This is a genomic window from Pseudomonas sp. H1_D05, assembly GCF_054682705.1.
The window spans coordinates 647,291-669,933 of record NZ_CP162825.1; the positions used below are offsets into that span (position 1 = coordinate 647,291).

Genomic DNA, 22,643 nt, shown 5'->3' on the forward strand with positions numbered 1-22,643 from the left:
AGCCAATGCTTAGCGAGTGGTTACTTCAGTAGCTGCGAAGAAGTACGAGATTTCACGAGCAGCTGCGGCTTCGGAGTCCGAACCGTGAACAGCGTTGGCGTCGATGGAATCAGCGAAGTCAGCGCGGATGGTGCCGGCAGCAGCTTCTTTAGGGTTGGTAGCGCCCATCAGCTCACGGTTCAGAGCGATAGCGTTTTCGCCTTCCAGAACCTGAACAACAACAGGACCGGAGATCATGAAAGCAACCAGGTCGCCGAAGAAACCACGAGCGCTGTGCTCAGCGTAGAAGCCTTCAGCTTCAGCTTTGGACAGTTGCTTCAGTTTCGAAGCTACAACGCGCAGGCCGGCTTTTTCGAAACGAGTGGTGATTTCGCCGATGACGTTTTTTGCAACAGCGTCAGGCTTGATGATGGAGAAAGTGCGTTGAACAGCCATGGTGTAACTCCAGAAACGGTAATTTGCGAAAAATTAAACCCGCGAATTATACGCGGGTTCTTGGGTATTGCCTAACCTGCGAGGACGATCAGTCCAATTCTTCAGCCCAGAGCGTCTGAACTGCTTCCAACACCTTCTCGCCAACACGGCCAGAGGTATTGTCGAAATCCGGCAGCTCTTTGATCCATTGCTGCAGATCGACGAAATTGACAGAAAACGGATCTACACCCGGTTTGGCCTCGGCCAATTCTTCTGCAATACGTTGAACATCATTCCAACCGTAGCTCATGACAGTCTTACCAGTCAGTGCGGCGCTTCAGCCGCATGGTTAAGCGAATATTTCGGAATTTCGACGGTGATGTCTTCTTCACCGACGATCGCCTGGCAAGCCAGACGCGATTGCGCTTCCAGACCCCAGGCGCGATCGAGGAAGTCTTCTTCCAGCTCGTCAGCCTCTTCCATCGAGTCGAAACCCTCGCGGATGATGCAGTGGCAGGTGGTGCAAGCACAGACGCCGCCGCAGGCGCTTTCCATCTCGATGTGGTGTTCGTGGGCCAGTTCGAGAATCGATGTGCCGGGCGCAGCCTCGACCACCATGCCTTCAGGGCAGAACTTCTCGTGTGGCAGAAAAATAACCTGCGGCATCAGATATCCTCGATTTCATTCAGATTGCGCCCCGACAGAGCGGCTTTCACCGTCAGATCCATGCGGCGGGCAGCAAAAGCATCGGTCACTTGCGACAGACGCTTGGTCTGCTGCTCGATGGCGTAACCATCCGTACCTTTCATCAGTTCGGCCAGTTCCTGCAGCTGCAGATCGATGACCATGCGCTCTTCAGCGTCAAGCAAACGCTCGCCATCCGCCTCCAGAGCACCCTGCACCGCTTCGATCAGGCGCTGGGCATCGACTTGCTGCTCACGCAGAACGCGGGCGACTTTGTCGTCATTGGCATGCTGGAACGAATCCTTGAGCATTTTGGCGATTTCGCCGTCGGTCAGACCGTAGGACGGTTTGACCTGAATGCTTGCCTCAACGCCTGAACCCAACTCACGAGCGGAAACGCTGAGCAGACCGTCGGCATCGACCTGAAAGGTCACGCGAATCTTCGCAGCGCCGGCGACCATCGCTGGAATGCCGCGCAATTCGAAGCGCGCCAGCGAGCGGCAGTCGCTGATCAGCTCGCGCTCGCCCTGCAATACGTGGATCGCCATGGCCGACTGGCCATCTTTATAAGTAGTGAAATCTTGTGCGCGAGCGACGGGGATGGTGGTGTTGCGCGGAATCACCTTCTCCATCAGACCGCCCATGGTTTCCAGACCCAGGGACAGCGGAATCACGTCGAGCAGCAGCAGTTCGCCACCATCGCGCTTGTTGCCTGCCAATGTATCGGCCTGGATCGCGGCACCGATGGCCACCACTTGATCCGGGTCAATTTCAGTCAGAGGCTGACGACCGAAGGCTTCGGCAACGGCTTCGCGAACGCGCGGCACGCGAGTCGAACCGCCGACCATGACCACAGCGTGCACGTCTTCCAGCTCGATACCGGAATCGCGAACGGCGCGACGGCAGGCTTTCAGGCTGCGAGCGACCATCGGCTCGATCAGCGCATCGAAGGCTTCACGGGTCAGCTGTGCTTTCCAGTCGCCATAGGCCACTTCAACGCTGGCCGCATCGGTCAGGGCTTCTTTGGCCGCGCAAGCGGTTTGCAGCAGATTGCGTTGTGCGCCCGGATCGAGATCGGCAGACAGGCCCGCGCTCTCGATGATCCAGCCGGCAATCGCGTGATCGAAGTCATCGCCACCCAGCGCGCTGTCGCCGCCAGTGGCCAGAACTTCAAAAACACCGCCTGTCAGACGCAGAATCGAAATATCGAAAGTACCGCCGCCCAGGTCATAAATCGCGACCAGGCCTTCAGCGTGTTGATCCAGACCGTACGCCACAGCGGCAGCGGTCGGCTCATTGAGCAGGCGCAACACGTTCAGACCGGCAAGTTTCGCCGCATCCTTGGTGGCTTGGCGCTGAGCATCATCGAAGTAAGCAGGAACGGTGATCACCGCGCCAACCAGTTCGCCACCCAACGTCGCTTCAGCACGCTGACGCAGCACCTTGAGGATATCGGCGGAGACTTCGACCGGGCTTTTCGGGCCTTGCACGGTATCGATGAACGGCATGTGCGATTCGCCACCGACAAAGCGGTATGGCAGTTGCTCGCCCAATTGCTTGACGTCGGACAGACCACGACCCATCAAGCGCTTGACCGACAGCACGGTGTTCAAAGGATCGGACGCAGCGGCCAGTTTGGCCGACTCGCCGACTTCGACGTGATCGGCGTGGTAACGCACAGCGGACGGCAGGATGACCTGCCCGTTTGCGTCGGCCAACGGCTCGGAAAGACCACTGCGCAACGCAGCGACCAGCGAATTGGTAGTGCCCAAGTCGATCCCCACAGCCAGACGACGCTGGTGCGGTTGAGGACTTTGGCCGGGTTCGGCGATCTGCAGTAGGGCCATCGTGATCAGGACTTATCTGTATATCAGGCGTGCGACCGGAGCGGCACTGGGTTAATCGTCGAGGCGCTCTTCTAACTGGCGCACTTCGTAGGTGAGCTTGTCGAGGAACTGCATGCGCCGCATCAGGCGTTCGGCCTGTTCGCGTTGCGCTGCATCATCCCAACAGGCTGCGAAGCTTTCATTGAGTTCTTCCTGAGCCACTTTCAGGCGCCGCTTGAACACCGCGACACCGTCGAGGTCGGCACTGTCCTGGAGGTCTTCGAGCTCTTCGCGCCATTGCATCTGCTGCAGAAGAAACTCGGGATCATGGACCGTGACTTCCATCGGCACTTCATGCCCGCTGATGGTCAGCAGGTAGCGTGCGCGCTGGGCCGGACTCTTGAGCGTCTGATAGGCGTCGTTGAGCCGTGCAGACTGCTCCAGAGCCGACCGTTGCTCACGCTCGGAAGCGTCGGCAAAACGGTCAGGATGAACGCCGCGCGCCAACTCACGATAGCGCGTGGCCAACTGTTCGAGATCCAGACGGAAACCCGGTTGCAGCTCGAATAAAGCGAAATGACAAGGAATACCCACGACAAGCCTCAGATGTTGAAGCTTTCGCCGCAGCCACATTCACCGCGTACGTTGGGGTTGTTGAACTTGAAGCCTTCGTTCAACCCTTCCTTGACGAAATCGAGCTCGGTGCCGTCCAGGTAGGCCAGGCTTTTCGGGTCGATGATCACTTTTTCGCCGTGACTCTCGAACACCTGATCCTCTGCAACCACCTCGTCGACAAACTCCAGCACGTAGGCAAGGCCGGAACAGCCTGTGGTGCGAACACCCAGACGAATCCCTTCACCTTTGCCGCGCCCGTCGAGGGAGCGCCGCACGTGTCGAGCAGCCGCTTCTGTCATGCTGATAGCCATCGGTGACTCCTTACTCGTCGCCAAATCCAGAAAGTCAGATCAAGCCTTTCTTCTGCTTGTAATCGCGAACAGCCGCTTTGATAGCGTCTTCAGCCAGTACCGAGCAGTGAATTTTCACTGGCGGCAGGGCCAGTTCTTCGGCCAGCTGGGTGTTCTTGATGGTTTCGGCTTCGTCCAGGGTCTTGCCCTTCATCCACTCGGTGGCGAGGGAGCTGGAAGCGATGGCCGAACCGCAGCCGTAGGTCTTGAACTTGGCATCTTCGATGATGCCAGCGTCGTTGACCTTGATTTGCAGACGCATCACGTCGCCGCACGCCGGAGCGCCGACCATGCCGGTGCCGACATCAGGATCTTCCGCGTTCATCTTGCCGACGTTGCGCGGGTTTTCGTAGTGGTCGATGACCTTTTCGCTGTAAGCCATGATTCTCAATCCTCACTCATCAGGGCCGCTCTTGAGACCCTGCAACTGCGCTGCGTAAACCGCCGCGTCGTTACAGGATCTGTATCTGGCGGCTTCTATATTTAGTGTGCCGCCCACTCGATTTTCGAGATATCGACGCCGTCTTTGTACATGTCCCACAGCGGCGACAGAGCGCGCAGCTTGGTAACGGCCTCGCAGACTTTCTGCGCGGCGTAGTCGATTTCTTCTTCGGTGGTGAAACGGCCGAAGGTGAAGCGGATCGAGCTGTGTGCCAGTTCGTCGTTGCGGCCCAGGGCGCGCAGCACGTACGAAGGCTCCAGCGACGCCGAGGTGCAGGCCGAACCAGACGATACCGCCAGATCCTTGAGCGCCATGATCAGCGACTCGCCTTCAACGTAGTTGAAGCTCAGGTTCAGGTTGTGCGGAACGCGGGCGGTCAGGCTGCCGTTGACGTACAGCTCTTCCAGATGCTCGACCTGCTTGTAGAAGCGGTCGCTCAAGGCTTTGATACGGACGTTTTCAGCAGCCATGTCTTCTTTGGCTACGCGGAACGCTTCACCCATACCGACGATCTGGTGGGTCGCCAGGGTGCCGGAACGCATGCCGCGCTCGTGACCGCCGCCATGCATGGTCGCTTCAATGCGCACACGCGGCTTGCGGCTAACGTACAGCGCGCCGATGCCTTTAGGGCCGTAGGTTTTGTGGGCGGAGAACGACATCATGTCGACTTTCAGTTTCTGCAGGTCGATCTCGACTTTGCCAGTGGACTGAGCGGCGTCGACGTGGAACAGAACGCCCTTGGCGCGGAGCATTTCGCCGATCGCGGCGATGTCGTTAACGGTGCCGATTTCGTTATTCACGTGCATTACGGAGACCAAAATGGTGTCTTCGCGCAGTGCAGCTTCAATCATGGCCGGGGTGATCAGACCGTCTTCGGTCGGCTCGAGGTAAGTAACCTCGAAACCTTCACGCTCCAGTTGGCGCATGGTGTCCAGGACAGCCTTGTGCTCGATCTTGGAGGTGATCAGGTGCTTGCCCTTGGAGCCGTAGAAATGTGCCGCGCCCTTGATTGCCAGGTTGTCGGACTCGGTAGCACCGGAAGTCCAGACGATTTCGCGCGGATCAGCGTTGACCAGATCGGCCACCTGACGACGGGCGTTTTCAACGGACTCTTCAGCCTTCCAGCCGAACACATGGGAACGGGACGCCGGGTTACCGAAGTTTCCGTCGACCAGCAGGCATTCACTCATTTTTTGCGCAACACGCGGATCAACCGGGGTGGTCGCAGAGTAATCAAGGTAAATCGGCAATTTCATGGACTATCTCCTAAATCAGGGCTGGCGTGCCGCTAGCTCTCTGGCTGTCATTCGACGGCGGACGCTTCAATCTTGTCCAGGCGTGGCGCCTTGCTGTTGCAACGGCGCTGGTCCTGACGCTGGGCTACTTCTTGCACCTCACGGCGAGTCACAAGATCAGCCAAGCTGATACCACTTAGAAATTCGTGAATCTGCAGGCTCAAATCGCACCACAGATGATGGGTCAGGCAGGTGTCGCCGGAATGGCAATCGCCCTGGCCCTGGCATTTGGTGGCATCGACCGATTCGTTTACTGCATCGATCACCTGAGCGACCTGAATGCCCTGCATTTCGCGGGACAACTGGTAGCCACCACCCGGGCCGCGAACACTGGAAACCAGGTTACTGCGGCGCAGCTTGGCGAACAGCTGTTCGAGGTAGGACAGGGAGATGCCTTGGCGCTCGGAGATATCGGCCAGGGACACGGGCCCGTGCTGCGCGTGCAACGCCAGGTCAAGCATGGCGGTCACGGCGTATCGGCCTTTTGTAGTCAGTCGCATGGACAGTTACCACGGAGTTCAGAATGGGGCGAGTATGCAATTCCCGAGTATTTAAGTCAACTTTAAGACCTAGTACTTTAGTCAGGTTTACCCGCAAAAGAGCGCGCGCATCATAGCAAAGGCTGGCGGCATGCAGCCAGCGGTACCGCGTTATCGTTCTTCGCGAGCAGGCTCGCTCCCACACTGGAACGCTATTCCCTGCGGGAGCGAGCCTGCTCGCGAAGGAATCGGCGCGGTTTAGCTGGCCTGACTCTGATCCTTACCCTTCACACAGGCAAAGTCTTCTTCACGCAGCTCAGGCAGATCTTTCGCACAGTAATTGCTACCCAGATCCTTCAGCGCGCCGCACATCCCCTCCAGCCGCCCGTCCACCGCTTGCAGGTGATCGAGCAACTGACCAATGGCACGCGCCACCGGGTCGGGCATGTCTTCGCTGACGCCGTAGGCATCGAAACCGATCTTCTCGGCCATGGCCTTGCGCTTGGCATCCTGCTCTTCATCGGACTTGACGATGATGCGCCCGGGAATACCGACAACCGTGGCGCCCGGCGGTACTTCTTTGGTCACCACGGCGTTGGAACCAACCTTGGCACCAGCGCCGACGGTGAACGGGCCGAGCACCTTGGCGCCCGCGCCCACGACCACACCATCACCCAGCGTCGGGTGGCGTTTGCCCTTATTCCAGCTAGTGCCGCCGAGGGTCACGCCCTGATAAATAGTCACGTCATCGCCAATCTCGGCGGTTTCACCAATGACGATACCCATGCCATGGTCGATAAAGAAACGACGACCGACCTTGGCCCCCGGGTGAATCTCGATCCCGGTCAGCCAGCGACCGAAGTTCGACACCAGCCGCGCCAGCCATTTCAGTTCGTTGCGCCACAGCATGCCGGCCAATCGATGGATCCAGATCGCATGCATGCCGGGGTAGCAGGTCAGGACTTCAAAAGCGTTACGCGCCGCCGGGTCTCGATGGAATACGCTCTGGATATCTTCACGCAAACGCTCAAACATCATTTAGTCCTTCCGCTTAAGAAGCTCACCACGGGCCGCTTTCTGGGTTTCCGTGAGGATGCCACGCAAAATGTTCATTTCCGCCCGGCTGACCGAGCTGCGTCCGTACAACCGGCGCAGGCGCGCCATCAAGTGCCGCGGCTTTTCCGGATCGAGGAATTCGATGGCGACCAGCGTCTGCTCCAGATGCTCATAAAAGCGCTCCAGCTCATCCATGGTCGCCAGCTCGGCGCTTTTCACCGAAGCCACTTCTTCCTTCTCGATCTTGCTCGGCTGACCTTGGGCGGCCAGCCAGGCCATGCGCACCTCATAGCTCAACACCTGCACCGCCGCGCCGAGGTTCAGCGAGCTGAACGCAGGGTCGGACGGGATGTGCACGTGAAAGTGACATCGCTGCAGCTCTTCGTTGGTCAGACCGGAATCTTCACGACCGAATACCAGAGCGATTTCGGCGCCCTGCCCGGCTTCTTCAACCACTTTGGTGCCGCACTCGCGCGGATCCAGCAGTGGCCAGGGAATGCGGCGGTCACGGGCGCTGGTGCCAAGCACCAGATTGCAGCCGACCAAGGCATCTTCCAAGGTGGCGACGACTTGCGCATTTTCAAGGATGTCACCGGCACCGGAAGCACGAGCATCGGCTTCGTGGTGCGGGAAGACCCGCGGTTCGACCAGCACCAATCGCGACAGACCCATGTTTTTCATGGCGCGCGCGGCCCCGCCGATGTTGCCGGGGTGGCTGGTATTGACCAGGACGACACGAATGTTCTGCAGCAAGGGAGGCGCTCTCGGACACAGGAAAGGGGTGCAAATCTTACAGAACAGCCTACCGTTAAGCTATGAAAGCGAACAGCGTCCTTCACCTGAAGAAAAGTTCTGATAGAATGCGCGGCTTTCTTTAACAACCTTAGGTGACACATCCATGCAGCCCATGCTGAATATCGCGCTGCGCGCCGCCCGCAGCGCCAGTGAACTGATCTTCCGCTCCATCGAGCGCCTGGATACCATCAAGGTCGACGAAAAAGACGCCAAGGATTATGTATCCGAGGTCGATCGCGCCGCTGAACAGAAAATCATCGACGCGCTGCGCAAGGCTTACCCGAATCACTCGATCCAGGGTGAAGAAACCGGCCTGCACGCCGGCACCGGCATCGAAGGCGAAGAGTACCTGTGGATCATCGATCCACTGGACGGCACCACCAACTTCCTGCGCGGCATTCCTCACTTCGCTGTCAGCATTGCCTGTAAGTACCGTGGTCGCCTGGAACACGCAGTGGTTCTGGACCCGGTTCGCCAGGAAGAATTCACCGCCAGCCGTGGTCGCGGCGCCCAACTGAACGGTCGTCGCCTGCGCGTCAGCGGTCGCACCAGCCTTGACGGCGCCCTGCTGGGTACCGGCTTCCCGTTCCGTGATGACCAGATGGATAATCTCGACAACTACCTGGGCATGTTCCGCGCCCTGGTTGGCCAGACTGCCGGCATCCGCCGCGCCGGCTCCGCCAGCCTGGACCTGGCCTATGTCGCCGCTGGTCGCTTCGACGCGTTCTGGGAGTCGGGCCTGTCCGAGTGGGACATGGCTGCAGGCGCCCTGCTGATTCAAGAAGCCGGCGGCCTGGTGAGCGACTTCACCGGCGGTCACGACTTCCTTGAAAAAGGCCACATCGTTGCCGGCAACACAAAATGCTTCAAGGCAGTACTGACGGCGATCCAGCCGCACCTGCCGGCTTCGCTGAAGCGCTAAGCTTCACGCGAAAGGAAAAAAGCACCCTTCGGGGTGCTTTTTTTATGCCTATATTCAGGCCGAAACAAATCCTTGTGGGAGCGAGCTTGCTCGCGAAAGCGGTGGAACAGCCTGCATAGATGCTGAATGCCAGACCGAAATCGCGAGCAAGCTCGCTCCCACAGGGGATCCGGGGCGCGCCAGAAATGGCGGGCACAAAAAAAGCACCCCGCAGGGTGCTTCTTTCTAAACGGTCGGCCTGTTACTGACCTGGCTCATTCTGCGACAGAATCAGCTTGCCTTCCTTGTCGACCGGAATCTGGTTGCCCGGATCGCGATCCATCCGCACTTTACCTTCCTTGCCATCGAGCGAGTAACGCACGTCGTAACCGACGACCTTGTCGCTGATGTCGTTGACCGTGTTGCAGCGGGTTTGCGTGGTGGTGTAGGTGTCACGCTCTTGCATGCCTTCCTGCACCTTGTTACCCGCATAACCGCCACCGACCGCACCGGCCACCGTGGCAATTTTCTTGCCGGTGCCGCCGCCAATCTGATTACCCAGCAAACCACCTGCCAGCGCACCCACAACGGTACCGGCAATCTGGTGCTGATCTTTTACCGGTGCCTGACGCGTCACTGTCACGTCCTTGCACACTTCACGTGGAGTCTTGATCTGTGTTTTAACCGGCTCGACGGCCAACACTTGCGCATACTCAGGGCCGCTTTTAACCAGGCTGTAGGTGGCAACAGCACCCCCGGCAGTTACACCGACAGCACCCAATACCGCACCAACCAGCAACGACTTGTTCACATGAACCTCCTGACCATCACATGCGGGACACGCCCGCGCTTCTCCCAGCCTTGGAGCATAAAAAAAGGCGCGAGTTCAACTCGCGCCTTTCTTGGGCTGACAGCCGGGAAAACGATGGCCGTTATGGACGGTCGTCGACTTCCTTCTCGGTGTTCGCCGGAGGAATCAGATCCTCAGTGCTCAGGTTCAGCCAGATCAGCACCACGTTAGCGATGTAGATCGACGAGTAAGTACCCGCCAGAACACCGATGAACAGGGCAATCGAGAAACCGAACAGATTGTCGCCACCGAAGAACAGCAGTGCCGCGATCGCCAGCAAGGTGGAGATCGACGTCGCCATGGTCCGCAGCAGGGTCTGAGTGGTCGAGATATTGATGTTCTCGATCAGCGAAGCCTTGCGCAGCACGCGAAAGTTCTCACGAACCCGGTCGAATACCACGATGGTGTCGTTCAGCGAGTAACCGATGATCGCCAGTACCGCCGCCAGCACCGTCAGGTCGAAGGTGATCTGGAAGAACGACAGGATACCGATGGTCACGATCACGTCGTGGATCAGCGAAACGATGGCGCCGACCGCGAATTTCCACTGAAAGCGGAAAGCCAGGTAGATCAGGATGCCGCCGAGCGCCAGCAGCATGCCGAGGCCGCCCTGGTCACGCAGCTCTTCACCGACCTGCGGGCCAACGAACTCGACGCGCTTGACCGTCGCCGGGTTATCACCGCCGAGCTTCTGCAGCGCTTCCGCGACCTGATGCCCCAACTGCGGATCTTCACCCGGCATACGCACCAGCAGATCGGTGGTTGCACCAAAGCTCTGCACGATGGCCTCGTGGTAACCCGAAGTCACCAGCTCTTCACGCACCTTGGTGACATCGGCCGGACGCTCGTAGGTCAGCTCGATGAGCGTACCGCCGGTAAAGTCCAGGCCCCAGTTCATGCCCTTGGTAACGACACTGAAAATAGCCAGCAACGTGAGAAACACTGTGACGCCGAACGCGAAGTTGCGAACGCCCATGAAGTTGATTGTACGTAACATGGCAGCCCCTTAAATCCACAACTTCTTGAAGTCACGTCCGCCAAAGATCAGGTTGACCATTGCGCGGGTCACCATGATGGCCGTGAACATCGAGGTAAAGATCCCGAGGGACATGGTCACTGCGAAACCTTTGACCGGGCCGGTGCCCATGGCAAAGAGAATCCCGCCGACCAGCAACGTGGTCAGGTTGGCGTCGAGAATCGCGGTGAATGCCCGGCCGAAGCCTTCGTTGATTGCACGCTGCACGGTCATGCCGGCGGCGATCTCTTCACGGATCCGCGAGAAGATCAGCACGTTGGCGTCGACCGCCATACCCATGGTCAGCACGATACCGGCGATACCCGGCAGGGTCAGCGTTGCACCCAGCAGCGACATCAAGGCCAGCAGCAGCACCATGTTCACCGCCAGTGCGACGGTGGCGATGATGCCGAAGAAGCGGTAGATGGCGATGATGAACAGCGACACGAACAGCATGCCCCACAGCGACGCATCGATACCTTTGGTGATGTTGTCCGCACCCAGGCTCGGGCCGATGGTGCGTTCTTCAGCGAAGTACATCGGTGCAGCCAGACCACCGGCACGCAGCAACAGCGCGAGTTCAGACGATTCGCCCTGACCGTTCAGGCCAGTGATGCGGAACTGAGCGCCCAGCGGCGACTGAATGGTCGCCAGGCTGATGATCTTCTTCTCTTCTTTAAACGTCTGAACGGCAACGTCTTTCTCGACGCCATCGACCACTTGCTTGGTGTAAGTGGTGACCGGACGCTGTTCGATGAAGATCACCGCCATGCTGCGACCAACGTTCGAACGGGTGGCGCGACTCATCAGCTCACCACCATGACCATCCAGACGGATGTTCACTTCTGGTGTGCCGTGCTCACCAAAACCAGCCTTGGCATCGGTAACCTGGTCACCGGTGATGATCAGACCACGTTCGATCTGTGCTGGCGGACGCTTGCCTTCGCGGAACTCGAAGGTTTCCGAAGTGGCTTTCGAAGCACCCGGCTCTGCAGCCAGACGGAACTCAAGGTTGGCCGTCTTGCCGAGAATACGCTTGGCTTCGGCAGTGTCCTGCACGCCCGGCAGCTCAACCACGATGCGGTTGGCGCCCTGGCGCTGAACGATTGGTTCGGCAACACCCAGCTCGTTGACGCGGTTACGTACCGTGGTCAAGTTCTGCTTGATGGAGTATTCACGGATTTCCGCCAGCTTGGCCGGGGTCATCGCCAGACGCAGCACCGGTTGACCGTTGAGGTCGGCCGGAACAATGTCGAAATCGTTGAAGTTCTTGCGGATCAGTGCACGGGCCTGTTCGCGGGAGTCTTCATCGCTGAAGCCCAACTGAATGGCACCGCCCAGTTGCGGCAGGCTGCGATAGCGCAGCTTCTCTTTGCGCAGCAGGCTCTTGACGTCGCCTTCGTAAACTTTCAGGCGTGCATCGAGGGCTTTATCCATGTCCACTTCCAGCAGGAAGTGCACACCACCGGACAAGTCCAGACCCAGTTTCATCGGGTGCGCGCCCAGGTTGCGCAGCCATTGCGGGGTGGTCTGTGCCAGGTTCAGCGCGACGACGTAGTCATCACCCAATGCCTTGCGCACAACGTCTTTGGCCGGCAGCTGATCTTCAGCCTTGCTCAGACGGATCAGACCGCCCTTGCCGTTTGCCGCCAGCGTGGCTGCCTTGACGTTGATCCCGGATTCCTTGAGCGCAGTGCTCACACGGTCCAGATCAGCCTGATTGACTTGCAGCGCAGTGCTTGCACCGCTGACCTGAATGGCCGGGTCATCAGGATAAAGATTGGGAGCGGAATAAATCAGACCGACCGCCAGCACCGCCAGGATCAGAATGTATTTCCACAGAGGATATTTGTTCAGCATCACGCCGCCCGTTATGAACGCGGGGCGCCTTGCGCGCCCCGTCGATTGAGTAGAAGTTGTTGCTTCAGATCGCTTTCAGCGTGCCTTTTGGCAGCGTGGCGGCGATGGCGCCTTTCTGGAACTTCATTTCCACGGTGTCGGAAACTTCCAGAACCACGAAGTCATCGGCAACTTTAGTGATCTTGCCGGCGATGCCGCCAGTGGTCACAACTTCGTCACCTTTCTGCAGGCTGCTCAGCAGGTTCTTCTGCTCTTTGGCGCGCTTGGCCTGTGGACGCCAGATCATCAGGTAGAAGATGACCAGGAAGCCGACCAGGAAAATCCACTCGAAACCGCCGCCCATTGGGCCGGCAGCAGCCGGTGCAGCCGCGTCAGCCATGGCGTTAGAGATAAAAAAGCTCATTTAGCACTCCAGTTGCAAATGTTGAATCTTGGGGTCAGAAAACTCAGTCCAAAGGCGGAACGGGGAGCCCGCGTTTGGCGTAGAAGGCATCGACAAAGGCGGCCAATGTACCCTGTTGAATAGCCTCGCGCAAACCAGCCATCAGCACCTGATAATGGCGCAAGTTATGGATGGTATTGAGCATGCTTCCCAGCATTTCGCCGCACTTGTCCAGGTGATGCAGATAAGCGCGGGAGAAGTTCTGGCAGGTATAGCAATCGCAGGTCGGATCCAGCGGCGATTCATCATGGCGATGGAACGCGTTACGGATCTTCAGCACGCCGGTATCAATGAACAGATGCCCATTGCGGGCATTACGGGTTGGCATCACGCAATCGAACATGTCCACACCGCGGCGCACACCCTCAACCAGATCTTCCGGTTTGCCAACGCCCATAAGGTAACGAGGTTTGTCAGCCGGCATCATGCCCGGCAGATAATCCAGGACTTTGATCATCTCGTGCTTCGGCTCGCCCACCGACAGACCGCCGATGGCCAGACCATCGAAGCCGATCTTGTCGAGGCCTTCCAGCGAGCGCATGCGCAGATCCTGGTGCATGCCGCCCTGCACGATGCCGAACAGCGCCGCGGTGTTGTCACCGTGGGCATTTTTCGAACGCTGAGCCCAGCGCAGCGACAGTTCCATCGACACGCGCGCGACGTCTTCGTCAGCCGGGTACGGCGTGCATTCGTCGAAGATCATCACGATGTCGGAGCCGAGATCACGCTGCACCTGCATCGATTCTTCCGGGCCCATGAACACTTTGGCGCCGTCGACCGGGGAGGCGAAGGTCACGCCCTCCTCCTTGATCTTGCGCATCGCGCCGAGGCTGAACACCTGGAAGCCACCGGAGTCGGTGAGGATCGGGCCTTTCCACTGCATGAAATCGTGTAGGTCGCCGTGTTCCTTGATCACTTGGGTGCCGGGGCGCAGCCACAGGTGGAAGGTGTTGCCGAGAATGATTTCTGCGCCAGTGGCAACGATGTCACGCGGCAACATGCCCTTGACCGTGCCGTAGGTGCCCACCGGCATGAACGCTGGGGTCTCGACGGTGCCACGCGGGAAGGTCAGGCGACCACGCCGGGCCTTGCCATCGGTGGCCAGAAGTTCAAAGGACATGCGACATTCGCGACTCATTCTGTTTCCTCTGGGCCGGTTTCTTTAGGGGCAGTAGGTGCGGGATTACGGGTGATGAACATCGCATCACCGTAGCTGAAAAAGCGGTAACCGTTGTCGACGGCGGCCTTGTAGGCGGCCATGGTCTCGGGATAACCGGCAAATGCCGAAACCAGCATCAACAGCGTCGATTCCGGCAAATGGAAATTGGTCACCAAGGCGTCGACCACATGGAACGGCCGGCCCGGGAAGATAAAGATATCGGTGTCGCCACTGAACGGCTTGAGCACGCCATCGCGCGCGGCGCTCTCCAGCGAACGCACGCTGGTGGTGCCGACCGCAATCACTCGACCACCGCGCGCACGGCACGCCGCGACTGCATCGACCACGTCCTGGTCGACTTCCAGCCACTCGGTGTGCATGTGGTGATCTTCAAGCTTCTCGACGCGCACCGGCTGGAACGTCCCCGCGCCCACGTGCAGCGTGACGAATGCGGTCTCGACGCCCTTGGCGGCAATCGCTTCCATCAGCGACTGATCGAAATGCAGCCCCGCCGTCGGCGCCGCCACCGCACCGAGTTTCTCGGCGTACACGGTCTGATAACGCTCGCGATCCGAGCCTTCGTCCGGGCGGTCTATATAAGGAGGCAACGGCATGTGCCCGACACGATCGAGCAACGGCAACACTTCTTCAGCGAAGCCCAGCTCGAACAACGCATCGTGACGCGCGAGCATTTCGGCTTCGCCACCGCCATCGATAAGGATCTTCGAACCCGGCTTCGGCGACTTGCTGGAACGCACATGGGCCAGCACGCGGTGCGTATCGAGCACCCGCTCAACGAGAATTTCCAGCTTGCCGCCGGACGCTTTCTGCCCGAACAGCCGCGCCGGAATCACCCGGGTATTGTTGAACACCATCAAATCGCCCGGGCGCAAATGCTCAAGCAAATCAGTGAATTGACGGTGTGCGAGGGCGCCGCTAGGCCCGTCAAGGGTCAGCAGGCGACTACCGCGACGCTCGGCCAAAGGGTGGCGGGCGATCAGCGAATCAGGGAGCTCGAAAGTAAAGTCAGCAACGCGCATGATGGGGTTCGTCTAGCAGGGCCGGAAAGTCTAGCGGAAATATCGAAAATTCTCTATGTACCTGATTGACCGACGGTAATCTCATCTCTATACTTCGCCGCCATTGAGCCCTGATGGCGGAATTGGTAGACGCGGCGGATTCAAAATCCGTTTTCGAAAGGAGTGGGAGTTCGAGTCTCCCTCGGGGCACCAAAATTAAGAAAGGTCTTGCTTAGCAAGGCCTTTTTTTTCGTCTGCTCGAAAGTGGCTGCTGTTGTAGGAGCTGCCGCAGGCTGCGATCTTTTGATTCACCGCTACTTGGTTAACCGAAACCCCAAGGACCCACCCATGGAAACGTCACTGGAAACAGTCGCCCTTTTCTCTCTCAAACTCGCTTACGAGGAAGAAGGCCTGAGCCCGATCCTGCGGGACGACATGGTCATGGGTGATTACCAGAAAGACATTTTCGAACTATTGGTGCGGCGCGGGGATGTCGAGACCATTCAGTTCAAGATGAATGAATGCCTGGGGCTGGCGATGGATGCCTTGGGCGGTGTCGAAAAACCGCTGGGGCGCGAGTTGCACAAGTTATCCGCTGACTTCAGCGAGGCGCGTTCGCTGGAGCAGCTGGATCAGCCGCTCCTTGCGCTCAAGGGCTATTTGAAAGACATCTTGTAATGGGCTGAGCCGTTACAGCAGATGCTTCGAGATGTACTTGGAGATCTCCACCATCGAGGTCTTCCCGGTGAATTCGAACTTCACCTTCCCCAGTGACGAGAAGTAAATCTCCAGCTCCGAATCCAGATCGAAGGTGCCCGAGGTTTCCACCGAGTAGGCGACGATGTTCTTGTACGGCAAGGACGTGAAATCCTTCTTGCTGCCGGTAATCCCCTGAACGTTGACCGCGATGATGCGTTTGTTGGTAAACACCACGCCGTCACGCATGGCCTTGTAAGAGTCGATCACTTCTTCGCCATCCAGCAGCAGCGCGCTTACGCGTTCGGCGTACTCATCGTTCTGCTTGAGTTTGAAGAAGCCTTTGTTGTTGAAGTCGATCATCTGTCCATCCTCATCTTCAAGAAAACATCCCGGTATTTCTTTGGTTCAACGACGGACTTTCAGCACGCGGATATCCGTCGGGAAGCCATCGGCGCCGACAAGCTTTTTCCAGCCCAGATACTGAAATTCGCCCTTCTCATCAATGTAATCGCCCTTCTCCACCGATCGGCCGCCAACCACCGCTACGCGTTTCACCTCACCACAACCGCCGTCAGAAGGCCGGACCGTATAGATCACATACGGTTTCACGTATTGCGTGGCGCGGAAGTATTGGCCGCAGATTTCGTCGACGGTGATCAACATGGTTTTCAGGCGTGCTTCACCGTCTGTGTCTTCGTGCAGTTTCAGGAAGGAGATGTCGCCGACGTCGCTGTAGCCGAGGGCGCGGGCGCGTTGGTATTCGGGGGAGTTCTGGTGGGCGATGCGACCTTGCTCCGCAGCACCTTGCATTTTCGCGGCGAACTCGGCTTTGCCTTGGGCAATGATTGATTCAGCCTGGCCCGCAAAGTTTTCGCATTCGGCGAATTCTCGCGAGCCCAAGTGATTGGGCGTCAGGTTGGAGCGGTGTTCATTCATGATCTGCAGGTTGCTTTCCAGGGCAAACATCACGTCGTAGGCCGTGGTCCGACCGCTTTGTACGTCGGCCATTTTTTCCAGCACGCGCTGGCAGTTGCCGGCGTAATACTTCCAGCTGTTTTCCGGGTGTTCTTGCACGGCGGCGAATGCGGGGGTTATTGCGACGGTAATTGTGATTGCGCAGAACAGGCGCAAAAAATGAGTTCTGACAGGCATAGGTAGTCCATTACAGATAAGAGCGATGGCGCGAAGCTACTATTTTGCTATCTTGCCGTCCACTGCCAGTAACGAGGTCGCCAGCGCCTCGATGGAGTCAATTTTCAGAGGGAGAAACACCTTGATGGCCGTGTTGTACTTTTTCGTCTGGGCAGCCGTTTGGGCTTGGGTCGTGCAGACCCGTGGTGCCTGGAACCTGATCCTCGCCAACCTGGCGGGTGCCGCCAGCGGCTTCATCGTAGCGATGATTTTTTCGGTGATCTGTTCGGGCCTTTTCCCGGCGCACGTTTCTCCTTCACCGGAAAATCTTGCCAGTAGCGTGTTGCAAATGATCACCACGTTCGGCGTGTTGGCGGGCGTCTGGATGTGGCTGGTCAGGCGCCCTCAGCCCGAGCATCCGTTGGCCCGGCAACTTTTCGCTGGCATCTGTGGATTGGCTGCGGGTGTGACGACGCTGGCGTTTTTCGCGCTCAATTTTCACTGAGCAGCGCTATCGCCACTGGCATTACACGTCTGTTTTGTTATCTTGCCGCCCATCGTCAGCGTTCACCTTGGGCGTGCGTTGATTTCAGGTTTTGAAGGTTTAAGGAAAGGATCAAATGGAGTTTCTGCGTTTTCTGGCGTTTGTCGCGGTGTGGGGGTTCATGTGGCGCTGGGTGGTCAAGAACCGCGGTAGCTGGAATATTGTCTACGGCAACATCGTCGGCGCAGCGGGCGGCTTCATTGTGGCGATGGTGGTGCTGTCGATCACGTTGTCGTTGTTCCCTTCGTCGCATGACTACGAGCCGGCGCAGGCTGAAAACACGCAAGTCACCGAGCCGACCTCTCTATTGCCTGAAGCCGAGGCAGTCACACCCGCCGCCGAACTGAAAGATGCGCCGGCTTTTGCTGCCATCGAGCCGGACGACACGCCCTCTCCCGCCGACTCCGCATTGCTGCCGAACTACGCCAGCCGGGCGCCGAAATCTATCGGGTTACAGACCGTGCTGGATCAAAGCGACTATGACGGTCGCATGGCCCTGGCAGCGCTGAACAAGAAATTGCGCGGCGACGCCCAGGCCGACAAGTCGATGATCGCGTATGTCATGTGCAGCCCGTTTGTGACCAGTACGTTGCGCTTTCCCGCGTCGGCGCGTTTTGCTGACAGCAAAGCCTTGGTCAGCCACCGCTTCAAGGATCAGGTCTACACCTTCAACAACACCGTCACCGCGCGCAACATGAACGGCGACGATGTCACCTACCGTTTCGATTGCTCGGTGCAAGAGCAGCCGAGAGTTGACGCGCTGCCTGCGCAGTGGCGTTTGTTGGCGCTGAAAGTGCAAAAAGCCGACTCTTAAGGCTGATTTAAGGGATCAAGGCGCCGCCTGCGCTATCATCGCCGGCCTGTGCGCCTTGAGCTTTGCCCTCGATGTCTTCGACACCCGCTGACCTGATCCCGCTGCCTCCTGTCCTGGCCGGCCCGCTGCTGCGACGGCTTGAGCCAACGCGCGTGGTCATGTGGCTGGTCGGCACACGGCCACTGGCGCTGACCTTACGCCTGCAAGGTGTAGGAGACATTCCACTCGATGCCGGGAAATGCACGATCATTCCCGTAGGCCGCGAGGCCTTTGTTCATCTCATCGATGTTTCTCTCGATAACACCCTGCCCTGCGATACGCATATCGCCTATGACCTGCTGATCGACAACGCTGAGGGCATCGCCGACTGGGCGCCGCATCTGCTGTACGGCAATGCGACCAGCCCGAACTTCGTTCTGCGCTCACGGATCGATCAACTGCTACACGGCTCCTGCCGCAAACCGCATCACCCGGCGGCGGATGGTTTGCTGTGCGTCGACCAATTGCTGGCGACGGCAACCGACCCGCAACAACGTCCGGCCCTGTTGATGATGAGCGGCGACCAGGTCTACGCCGACGATGTGGCTGGTCCGATGCTGCGGGCGATTCATGCCCTGATCGAAAGGCTCGGCCTGTTCGACGAACACCTCGAAGGCGCGGTAGTCAGCGACAGCGCCAAGCTCTACGAACACCCGGCCAGTTACTACCACCGTGCGGATTTGTTACCGGCGCTGGAGAGCAACGAGACATTGCGCGAGCGATTTTTCGGCGGTGCGCGTAAGCCGATTTTCACCAGCAGCAGCGCTGACAATCACCTGGTGACCTTCGCCGAAGTCATGGCGATGTACTTGCTGGTGTGGTCGCCGACGGCCTGGTCGCTGATCGATCCGCAAGCGCCTGAACTGACGCCCGAACGCCTCAAGCGCTATACCCTCGAACAGACTCGCATCGATGCCTTCAAGGCTGGATTGGGCAAGGTCGCCCGCGCGCTCGCGCATCTGCCGAGCCTGATGATTTTCGACGATCACGACATCACCGATGACTGGAACCTGTCTGCGCAATGGGAGGAAACGGCCTACGGCCATCCGTTCTCCAAACGCATCATCGGCAACGCGTTGATCGCCTATATGTTGTGTCAGGGCTGGGGCAACAATCCCGATGCCTTCAAGGATGTTTTGGAGAAAACACTGGGACTGAGCGCCAGCGGTGATGACCAGTATCTCGACAGCCCGGTGCAAGATGCTCTGATCGATGATTTGCTGCGCTTTCAGCAATGGCATTTCGTCCTGCCGAGCAGTCCGGCGCTGGTAGTCATCGACACCCGTACCCGCCGCTGGCGCAGTGAGATGGCGCTCAAGCAGCCCTCGGGCCTGCTCGATTGGGAGGCGCTGAGCGAACTGCAACAGGAACTGCTCGATCACCCGTCAGCGATCATCGTTTCCCCGGCGCCGATCTTCGGCGTGAAGCTGATTGAAACCGTGCAGAAGGTTTTCAGTTGGTGCGGTTATCCGCTGCTGGTCGACGCGGAAAACTGGATGGCCCATCGCGGTGCCGCGCAGGTAATACTGAACATTTTCCGCCACTCGCGCACACCGGGTAACTACGTGGTGCTGTCGGGCGATGTGCATTATTCCTTCGTCTACGAAGTGCTTATCCGACACCGCAAGGCCGGGCCGCGAATCTGGCAGATCACCAGCAGCGGCATCAAAAACGAGTTTCCGAAAACCCTGCTGGAATGGTTCGACCGCCTCAACCGCTGGCTCTATTCGCCACGGTCACCGCTGAACTGGTTTACCAAACGCCGACGCATGCGCATCGTGCCGTACACGCCGGAACATGCTGAGGCAGGTGAACGGTTGTGGAATTCGGCGGGGATCGGTCAGGTGTTTTTCAATGAGCAGGGGCAGCCGCGCGAGATCATTCAGCACAATTCGAATGGCAAGGCGAAGACGCGGATGCTGGCGCCGGATCTGGCGGATTATCCGGACTAAGGCCTGCACCGTAAATGTGGGAGCGAGCCTGCTCGCTCCCACAGTGCTGGTTGCCAGCCATCAATGCGCGATCAGTGCTCGCCCCACACCTCTGACAATCATCTCCACCTCACGCTCATCAATCGTCAACGGTGGCAGCAGCCGTATCGTCTTGCCACGCGTGACGTTGATCAACAGCCCATGATCCCGCGCGGCGATCAGGGTCAGATCACGCACCGGTTGTTTCAGCTCGATACCGATCATCAAACCCTGACCACGAATCGCCAGCACATTGGGATTGTCCGCCAGCTCTGCGCTCAAACGAGTTAAGAGCCGTTCACCCTGAATCCGGGCGTTTTCCAGCAGGCCCTGTTCTTCGATGATATCCAGCACCGTGCAACCGACCCGACACGCCAGCGGATTGCCGCCGAAGGTGCTGCCATGGCTCCCGGGCGTGAACAGATCCGCCGCCCTGCCCCGCGCCAGACAAGCGCCGATCGGCACGCCGTTGCCCAGCCCTTTTGCCAGGGTCATGACATCCGGGACAATGCCTTCATGTTGAAACGCAAACCAGCGCCCAGTACGGCCGATGCCGGTCTGGATTTCATCGAGCATCAATAACCACGCATGGCGATTGCACAGTTCACGCAGGGCTTTCAGGTAACCCGGCGGCGCGAGCTGCACACCGCTTTCGCCCTGGATTGGCTCGACCAGAATCGCCACGATGCGCTCGCCGTGCTTTTGCTGCACCAGTTCCAGCGCAGCGAGATCACCGAACGGCACTTTGAGGAAATCCCCCGGCAATTCGTTGAAGCCCAGGCGCACCGCCGGGCCATCGCTGGCTGACAAGGTACCAAGTGTGCGGCCATGGAACGCGTTGGCCATGACCACCACCAGCGGTTGTTCGATGCGTTTGCGCCAGCCGTATAAACGCGCGAGTTTCAGCGCTGTTTCATTGGCCTCGGCACCCGAGTTATTGAAGAACGCGCGCTCCATCCCCGACAGCTCAGTCAGCCGTTTCGCCAGTTGTTGCTGCCAGTCGATGCTGTACAGATTCGACGTGTGCAGCAGCAACCCGGCCTGCTCGCTGATCGCCGAAACGATCCGCGGGTGTGAGTGGCCGACATTGGTCACCGCCACACCGGCCACCGCATCCAGATACTCGCGACCGGCCTGATCCCACAGGCGAGTGCCCAGGCCCTTGGTGAAGCTCAAGGCCAGTGGTTGGTAGGTGTTCATCAGGGCGGCGGTCATGACTTCAAACTCCAGTGCAGGTCGGTGTGCTGGCAGTATGGTTAGCCAGCGAAACTGGATAAACTCGGCAAAACTTCATTCATTTAAAAGCAGAGCTTGATAATGGACCTGTTCCTGTCGATGAGCGTGTACGTCAAAGTCGTCGAAGCCGGGAGCATGACGGCGGCCGCGTTGCAGTGCGACATGTCGACGACCATGGTTGGCAATCATCTGCGTGCGCTGGAACGACGGCTCGGCGTGCAACTGCTGCAGCGCACCACTCGACGTCAGCGACTCACTGAATTCGGCAGCGTTTACTACCAGCGCTGTCTGGATGTCTTGGGACTGGTGGCCGACTCCGAACGCTTGGCGGAACAAGCACTCGATGAGCCGCGTGGCCTGCTGCGCATTACCGCGCCACTGACTTTTGGCGTAGAACGCCTGGCGCCAGCGCTCAGCGAATTCTCCCTGCAGTACCCACAGGTCAAAATGGATGTAGTGCTGACCAACAGCCGCCCCGACCTGCTGGAAAGTGGTCTGGACGTGGCGTTTCGGCTGGGGCATTTCGACGAGTCGAATCTAATCGCTCGCCCCCTTATCGATTACACACTGACCGTCTGCGCCTCCCCGCAATACGTGGCGCGTCGAGGCATGCCGCAGACCCCTGAAGATTTGCAACAACACGACTGCCTCTCGTTCGCCTACCCTGCTGGCGACGATTGGCAATCAGTGGAAAAACGCTGGCGCCTCAGCGGCCCGGAGGGAGAAATTCTCGTCGACGTCAGCGGACCGATGCTGATGAACACTTCCGCAGGGTTGCACCAGGCCGCACGCACCGGCATGGGCATCGTGATGCTGCCCGATGCGCTGGTGGAACAGGATCTGCGCGACGGCAAACTGGTGACCGTCGTTCCCGACTATCAACCTCCAAGCCGCCCCCTGCATTTGCTTTATGCTCCGGATCGCTATCGTTTGCCGAAGCTGCGCCGCTTCGTCGAATTCGCGATGCAGACGTGGGGCAGATCCTGAAAACGAGCGACATGGACAATG

At 58.7% G+C, this 22,643-nt stretch carries 26 protein-coding genes and 1 tRNA gene; 7 read left to right on the forward strand and 20 right to left on the reverse strand.

The window, feature by feature from the left end; translation table 11 throughout:
* Positions 1 to 9: 9 nt before the first annotated feature.
* From ndk to trmJ, 11 genes are all read right to left on the reverse strand, one after another.
* Positions 10 to 435 carry a nucleoside-diphosphate kinase gene (ndk, locus tag AB4O11_RS02850; protein WP_007916882.1) on the reverse strand — a complete coding sequence of 142 codons (426 nt, stop codon included), beginning with the start codon at positions 433 to 435 and terminating at the stop codon, positions 10 to 12.
* A gap of 88 nt (positions 436 to 523) precedes the next feature.
* Positions 524 to 724, reverse strand: a complete 201-nt coding sequence (iscX, locus tag AB4O11_RS02855) for a Fe-S cluster assembly protein IscX (protein ID WP_008084655.1) — start codon at positions 722 to 724, stop codon at positions 524 to 526.
* Positions 725 to 738: 14 nt separating this feature from the next.
* On the reverse strand, positions 739 to 1,080 hold the full coding sequence (gene fdx, locus AB4O11_RS02860) for an ISC system 2Fe-2S type ferredoxin (protein WP_007916885.1): 342 nt from the start codon (positions 1,078 to 1,080) through the stop codon (positions 739 to 741).
* Positions 1,080 to 2,945: a Fe-S protein assembly chaperone HscA gene (gene hscA, locus AB4O11_RS02865; RefSeq protein ID WP_093430652.1), complete on the reverse strand. Its 1,866-nt coding sequence runs from the start codon at positions 2,943 to 2,945 to the stop codon at positions 1,080 to 1,082. Before hscA ends, fdx begins: the two co-directional genes overlap by 1 nt.
* Before the next feature lie 51 nt (positions 2,946 to 2,996).
* Positions 2,997 to 3,518, reverse strand: a complete 522-nt coding sequence (gene hscB / locus AB4O11_RS02870) for a co-chaperone HscB (protein ID WP_007916889.1) — start codon at positions 3,516 to 3,518, stop codon at positions 2,997 to 2,999.
* Between the two features lie 8 nt (positions 3,519 to 3,526).
* Positions 3,527 to 3,850 (reverse strand): iron-sulfur cluster assembly protein IscA, encoded by a 324-nt coding sequence (gene iscA, locus AB4O11_RS02875; RefSeq protein WP_003227904.1) that lies wholly within the window; start codon positions 3,848 to 3,850, stop codon positions 3,527 to 3,529.
* A 34-nt stretch (positions 3,851 to 3,884) separates the two neighbouring features.
* Positions 3,885 to 4,271 carry a Fe-S cluster assembly scaffold IscU gene (gene iscU / locus AB4O11_RS02880; protein ID WP_007916892.1) on the reverse strand — a complete coding sequence of 129 codons (387 nt, stop codon included), beginning with the start codon at positions 4,269 to 4,271 and terminating at the stop codon, positions 3,885 to 3,887.
* A 101-nt stretch (positions 4,272 to 4,372) separates the two neighbouring features.
* Entirely contained in the window at positions 4,373 to 5,587 is a 1,215-nt protein-coding gene (locus AB4O11_RS02885; RefSeq protein ID WP_007916899.1) for an IscS subfamily cysteine desulfurase, read from the reverse strand.
* Between the two features lie 47 nt (positions 5,588 to 5,634).
* Positions 5,635 to 6,126, reverse strand: a complete 492-nt coding sequence (iscR, locus tag AB4O11_RS02890) for a Fe-S cluster assembly transcriptional regulator IscR (RefSeq protein WP_038362955.1) — start codon at positions 6,124 to 6,126, stop codon at positions 5,635 to 5,637.
* Between the two features lie 237 nt (positions 6,127 to 6,363).
* The gene (cysE, locus tag AB4O11_RS02895; protein ID WP_025109222.1) at positions 6,364 to 7,140 is read right to left on the reverse strand and encodes a serine O-acetyltransferase; all 777 of its coding nucleotides are present in this window, start codon (positions 7,138 to 7,140) and stop codon (positions 6,364 to 6,366) included.
* A gap of 3 nt (positions 7,141 to 7,143) precedes the next feature.
* Positions 7,144 to 7,914 carry a tRNA (cytosine(32)/uridine(32)-2'-O)-methyltransferase TrmJ gene (gene trmJ, locus AB4O11_RS02900; RefSeq protein WP_093430653.1) on the reverse strand — a complete coding sequence of 257 codons (771 nt, stop codon included), beginning with the start codon at positions 7,912 to 7,914 and terminating at the stop codon, positions 7,144 to 7,146.
* A 145-nt stretch (positions 7,915 to 8,059) separates the two neighbouring features.
* On the opposite strand from trmJ, the gene suhB reads away from it, so the two are divergent.
* Positions 8,060 to 8,878, forward strand: a complete 819-nt coding sequence (suhB, locus tag AB4O11_RS02905) for a type III secretion system regulator SuhB (RefSeq protein ID WP_016773320.1) — start codon at positions 8,060 to 8,062, stop codon at positions 8,876 to 8,878.
* Positions 8,879 to 9,119: 241 nt separating this feature from the next.
* On the opposite strand, the gene AB4O11_RS02910 is transcribed toward suhB, so the two are convergent.
* The 6 genes from AB4O11_RS02910 to queA all read right to left on the reverse strand — a co-directional run bounded on the left by AB4O11_RS02910 (position 9,120) and on the right by queA (position 15,223).
* Entirely contained in the window at positions 9,120 to 9,668 is a 549-nt protein-coding gene (locus AB4O11_RS02910) for a glycine zipper 2TM domain-containing protein (RefSeq protein ID WP_007956693.1), read from the reverse strand.
* A gap of 121 nt (positions 9,669 to 9,789) precedes the next feature.
* On the reverse strand, positions 9,790 to 10,704 hold the full coding sequence (gene secF, locus AB4O11_RS02915; RefSeq protein ID WP_456024416.1) for a protein translocase subunit SecF: 915 nt from the start codon (positions 10,702 to 10,704) through the stop codon (positions 9,790 to 9,792).
* Between the two features lie 9 nt (positions 10,705 to 10,713).
* Positions 10,714 to 12,582 (reverse strand): protein translocase subunit SecD, encoded by a 1,869-nt coding sequence (gene secD, locus AB4O11_RS02920; protein WP_099757103.1) that lies wholly within the window; start codon positions 12,580 to 12,582, stop codon positions 10,714 to 10,716.
* A gap of 64 nt (positions 12,583 to 12,646) precedes the next feature.
* Positions 12,647 to 12,985, reverse strand: coding sequence for a preprotein translocase subunit YajC (yajC, locus tag AB4O11_RS02925; protein WP_007916913.1), 339 nt, complete (start codon positions 12,983 to 12,985; stop codon positions 12,647 to 12,649).
* A gap of 43 nt (positions 12,986 to 13,028) precedes the next feature.
* The gene (gene tgt / locus AB4O11_RS02930; RefSeq protein ID WP_162130185.1) at positions 13,029 to 14,144 is read right to left on the reverse strand and encodes a tRNA guanosine(34) transglycosylase Tgt; all 1,116 of its coding nucleotides are present in this window, start codon (positions 14,142 to 14,144) and stop codon (positions 13,029 to 13,031) included.
* A 14-nt stretch (positions 14,145 to 14,158) separates the two neighbouring features.
* A complete protein-coding gene (gene queA / locus AB4O11_RS02935; protein WP_460130103.1) occupies positions 14,159 to 15,223 on the reverse strand; it encodes a tRNA preQ1(34) S-adenosylmethionine ribosyltransferase-isomerase QueA in 1,065 nt (354 codons plus the stop codon).
* Between the two features lie 107 nt (positions 15,224 to 15,330).
* Between queA and AB4O11_RS02940 the strand changes: the two genes are divergently transcribed.
* Together AB4O11_RS02940 and AB4O11_RS02945 are read left to right on the forward strand one after the other, a co-directional pair.
* Positions 15,331 to 15,415: transfer RNA gene (locus AB4O11_RS02940), tRNA-Leu, on the forward strand.
* A 135-nt stretch (positions 15,416 to 15,550) separates the two neighbouring features.
* The gene (locus tag AB4O11_RS02945; RefSeq protein WP_150652694.1) at positions 15,551 to 15,880 is read left to right on the forward strand and encodes a hypothetical protein; all 330 of its coding nucleotides are present in this window, start codon (positions 15,551 to 15,553) and stop codon (positions 15,878 to 15,880) included.
* Between the two features lie 12 nt (positions 15,881 to 15,892).
* On the opposite strand, the gene AB4O11_RS02950 is transcribed toward AB4O11_RS02945, so the two are convergent.
* Together AB4O11_RS02950 and AB4O11_RS02955 are read right to left on the reverse strand one after the other, a co-directional pair.
* Entirely contained in the window at positions 15,893 to 16,261 is a 369-nt protein-coding gene (locus tag AB4O11_RS02950; protein WP_034156100.1) for a PH domain-containing protein, read from the reverse strand.
* 45 nt (positions 16,262 to 16,306) lie between these two features.
* A complete protein-coding gene (locus tag AB4O11_RS02955; RefSeq protein ID WP_460088950.1) occupies positions 16,307 to 17,053 on the reverse strand; it encodes a hypothetical protein in 747 nt (248 codons plus the stop codon).
* A gap of 124 nt (positions 17,054 to 17,177) precedes the next feature.
* Between AB4O11_RS02955 and AB4O11_RS02960 the strand changes: the two genes are divergently transcribed.
* From AB4O11_RS02960 to AB4O11_RS02970, 3 genes are all read left to right on the forward strand, one after another.
* Entirely contained in the window at positions 17,178 to 17,537 is a 360-nt protein-coding gene (locus AB4O11_RS02960) for a hypothetical protein (protein ID WP_460088951.1), read from the forward strand.
* A 115-nt stretch (positions 17,538 to 17,652) separates the two neighbouring features.
* Positions 17,653 to 18,390 (forward strand): hypothetical protein, encoded by a 738-nt coding sequence (locus AB4O11_RS02965; RefSeq protein ID WP_460130105.1) that lies wholly within the window; start codon positions 17,653 to 17,655, stop codon positions 18,388 to 18,390.
* A gap of 71 nt (positions 18,391 to 18,461) precedes the next feature.
* Positions 18,462 to 20,381, forward strand: a complete 1,920-nt coding sequence (locus tag AB4O11_RS02970; protein ID WP_460130107.1) for an alkaline phosphatase D family protein — start codon at positions 18,462 to 18,464, stop codon at positions 20,379 to 20,381.
* 60 nt (positions 20,382 to 20,441) lie between these two features.
* Here the strand turns inward: AB4O11_RS02970 and AB4O11_RS02975 are convergent, their stop codons facing one another.
* Positions 20,442 to 21,614 carry an aspartate aminotransferase family protein gene (locus tag AB4O11_RS02975; protein WP_257356080.1) on the reverse strand — a complete coding sequence of 391 codons (1,173 nt, stop codon included), beginning with the start codon at positions 21,612 to 21,614 and terminating at the stop codon, positions 20,442 to 20,444.
* Between the two features lie 102 nt (positions 21,615 to 21,716).
* Here AB4O11_RS02975 and AB4O11_RS02980 point away from each other — a divergent pair, with 102 nt between their 5' ends.
* Complete coding sequence (locus AB4O11_RS02980) at positions 21,717 to 22,622, forward strand: LysR family transcriptional regulator (protein WP_257356081.1); 906 nt, start codon at positions 21,717 to 21,719, stop codon at positions 22,620 to 22,622.
* Positions 22,623 to 22,643 lie beyond the last annotated feature (21 nt).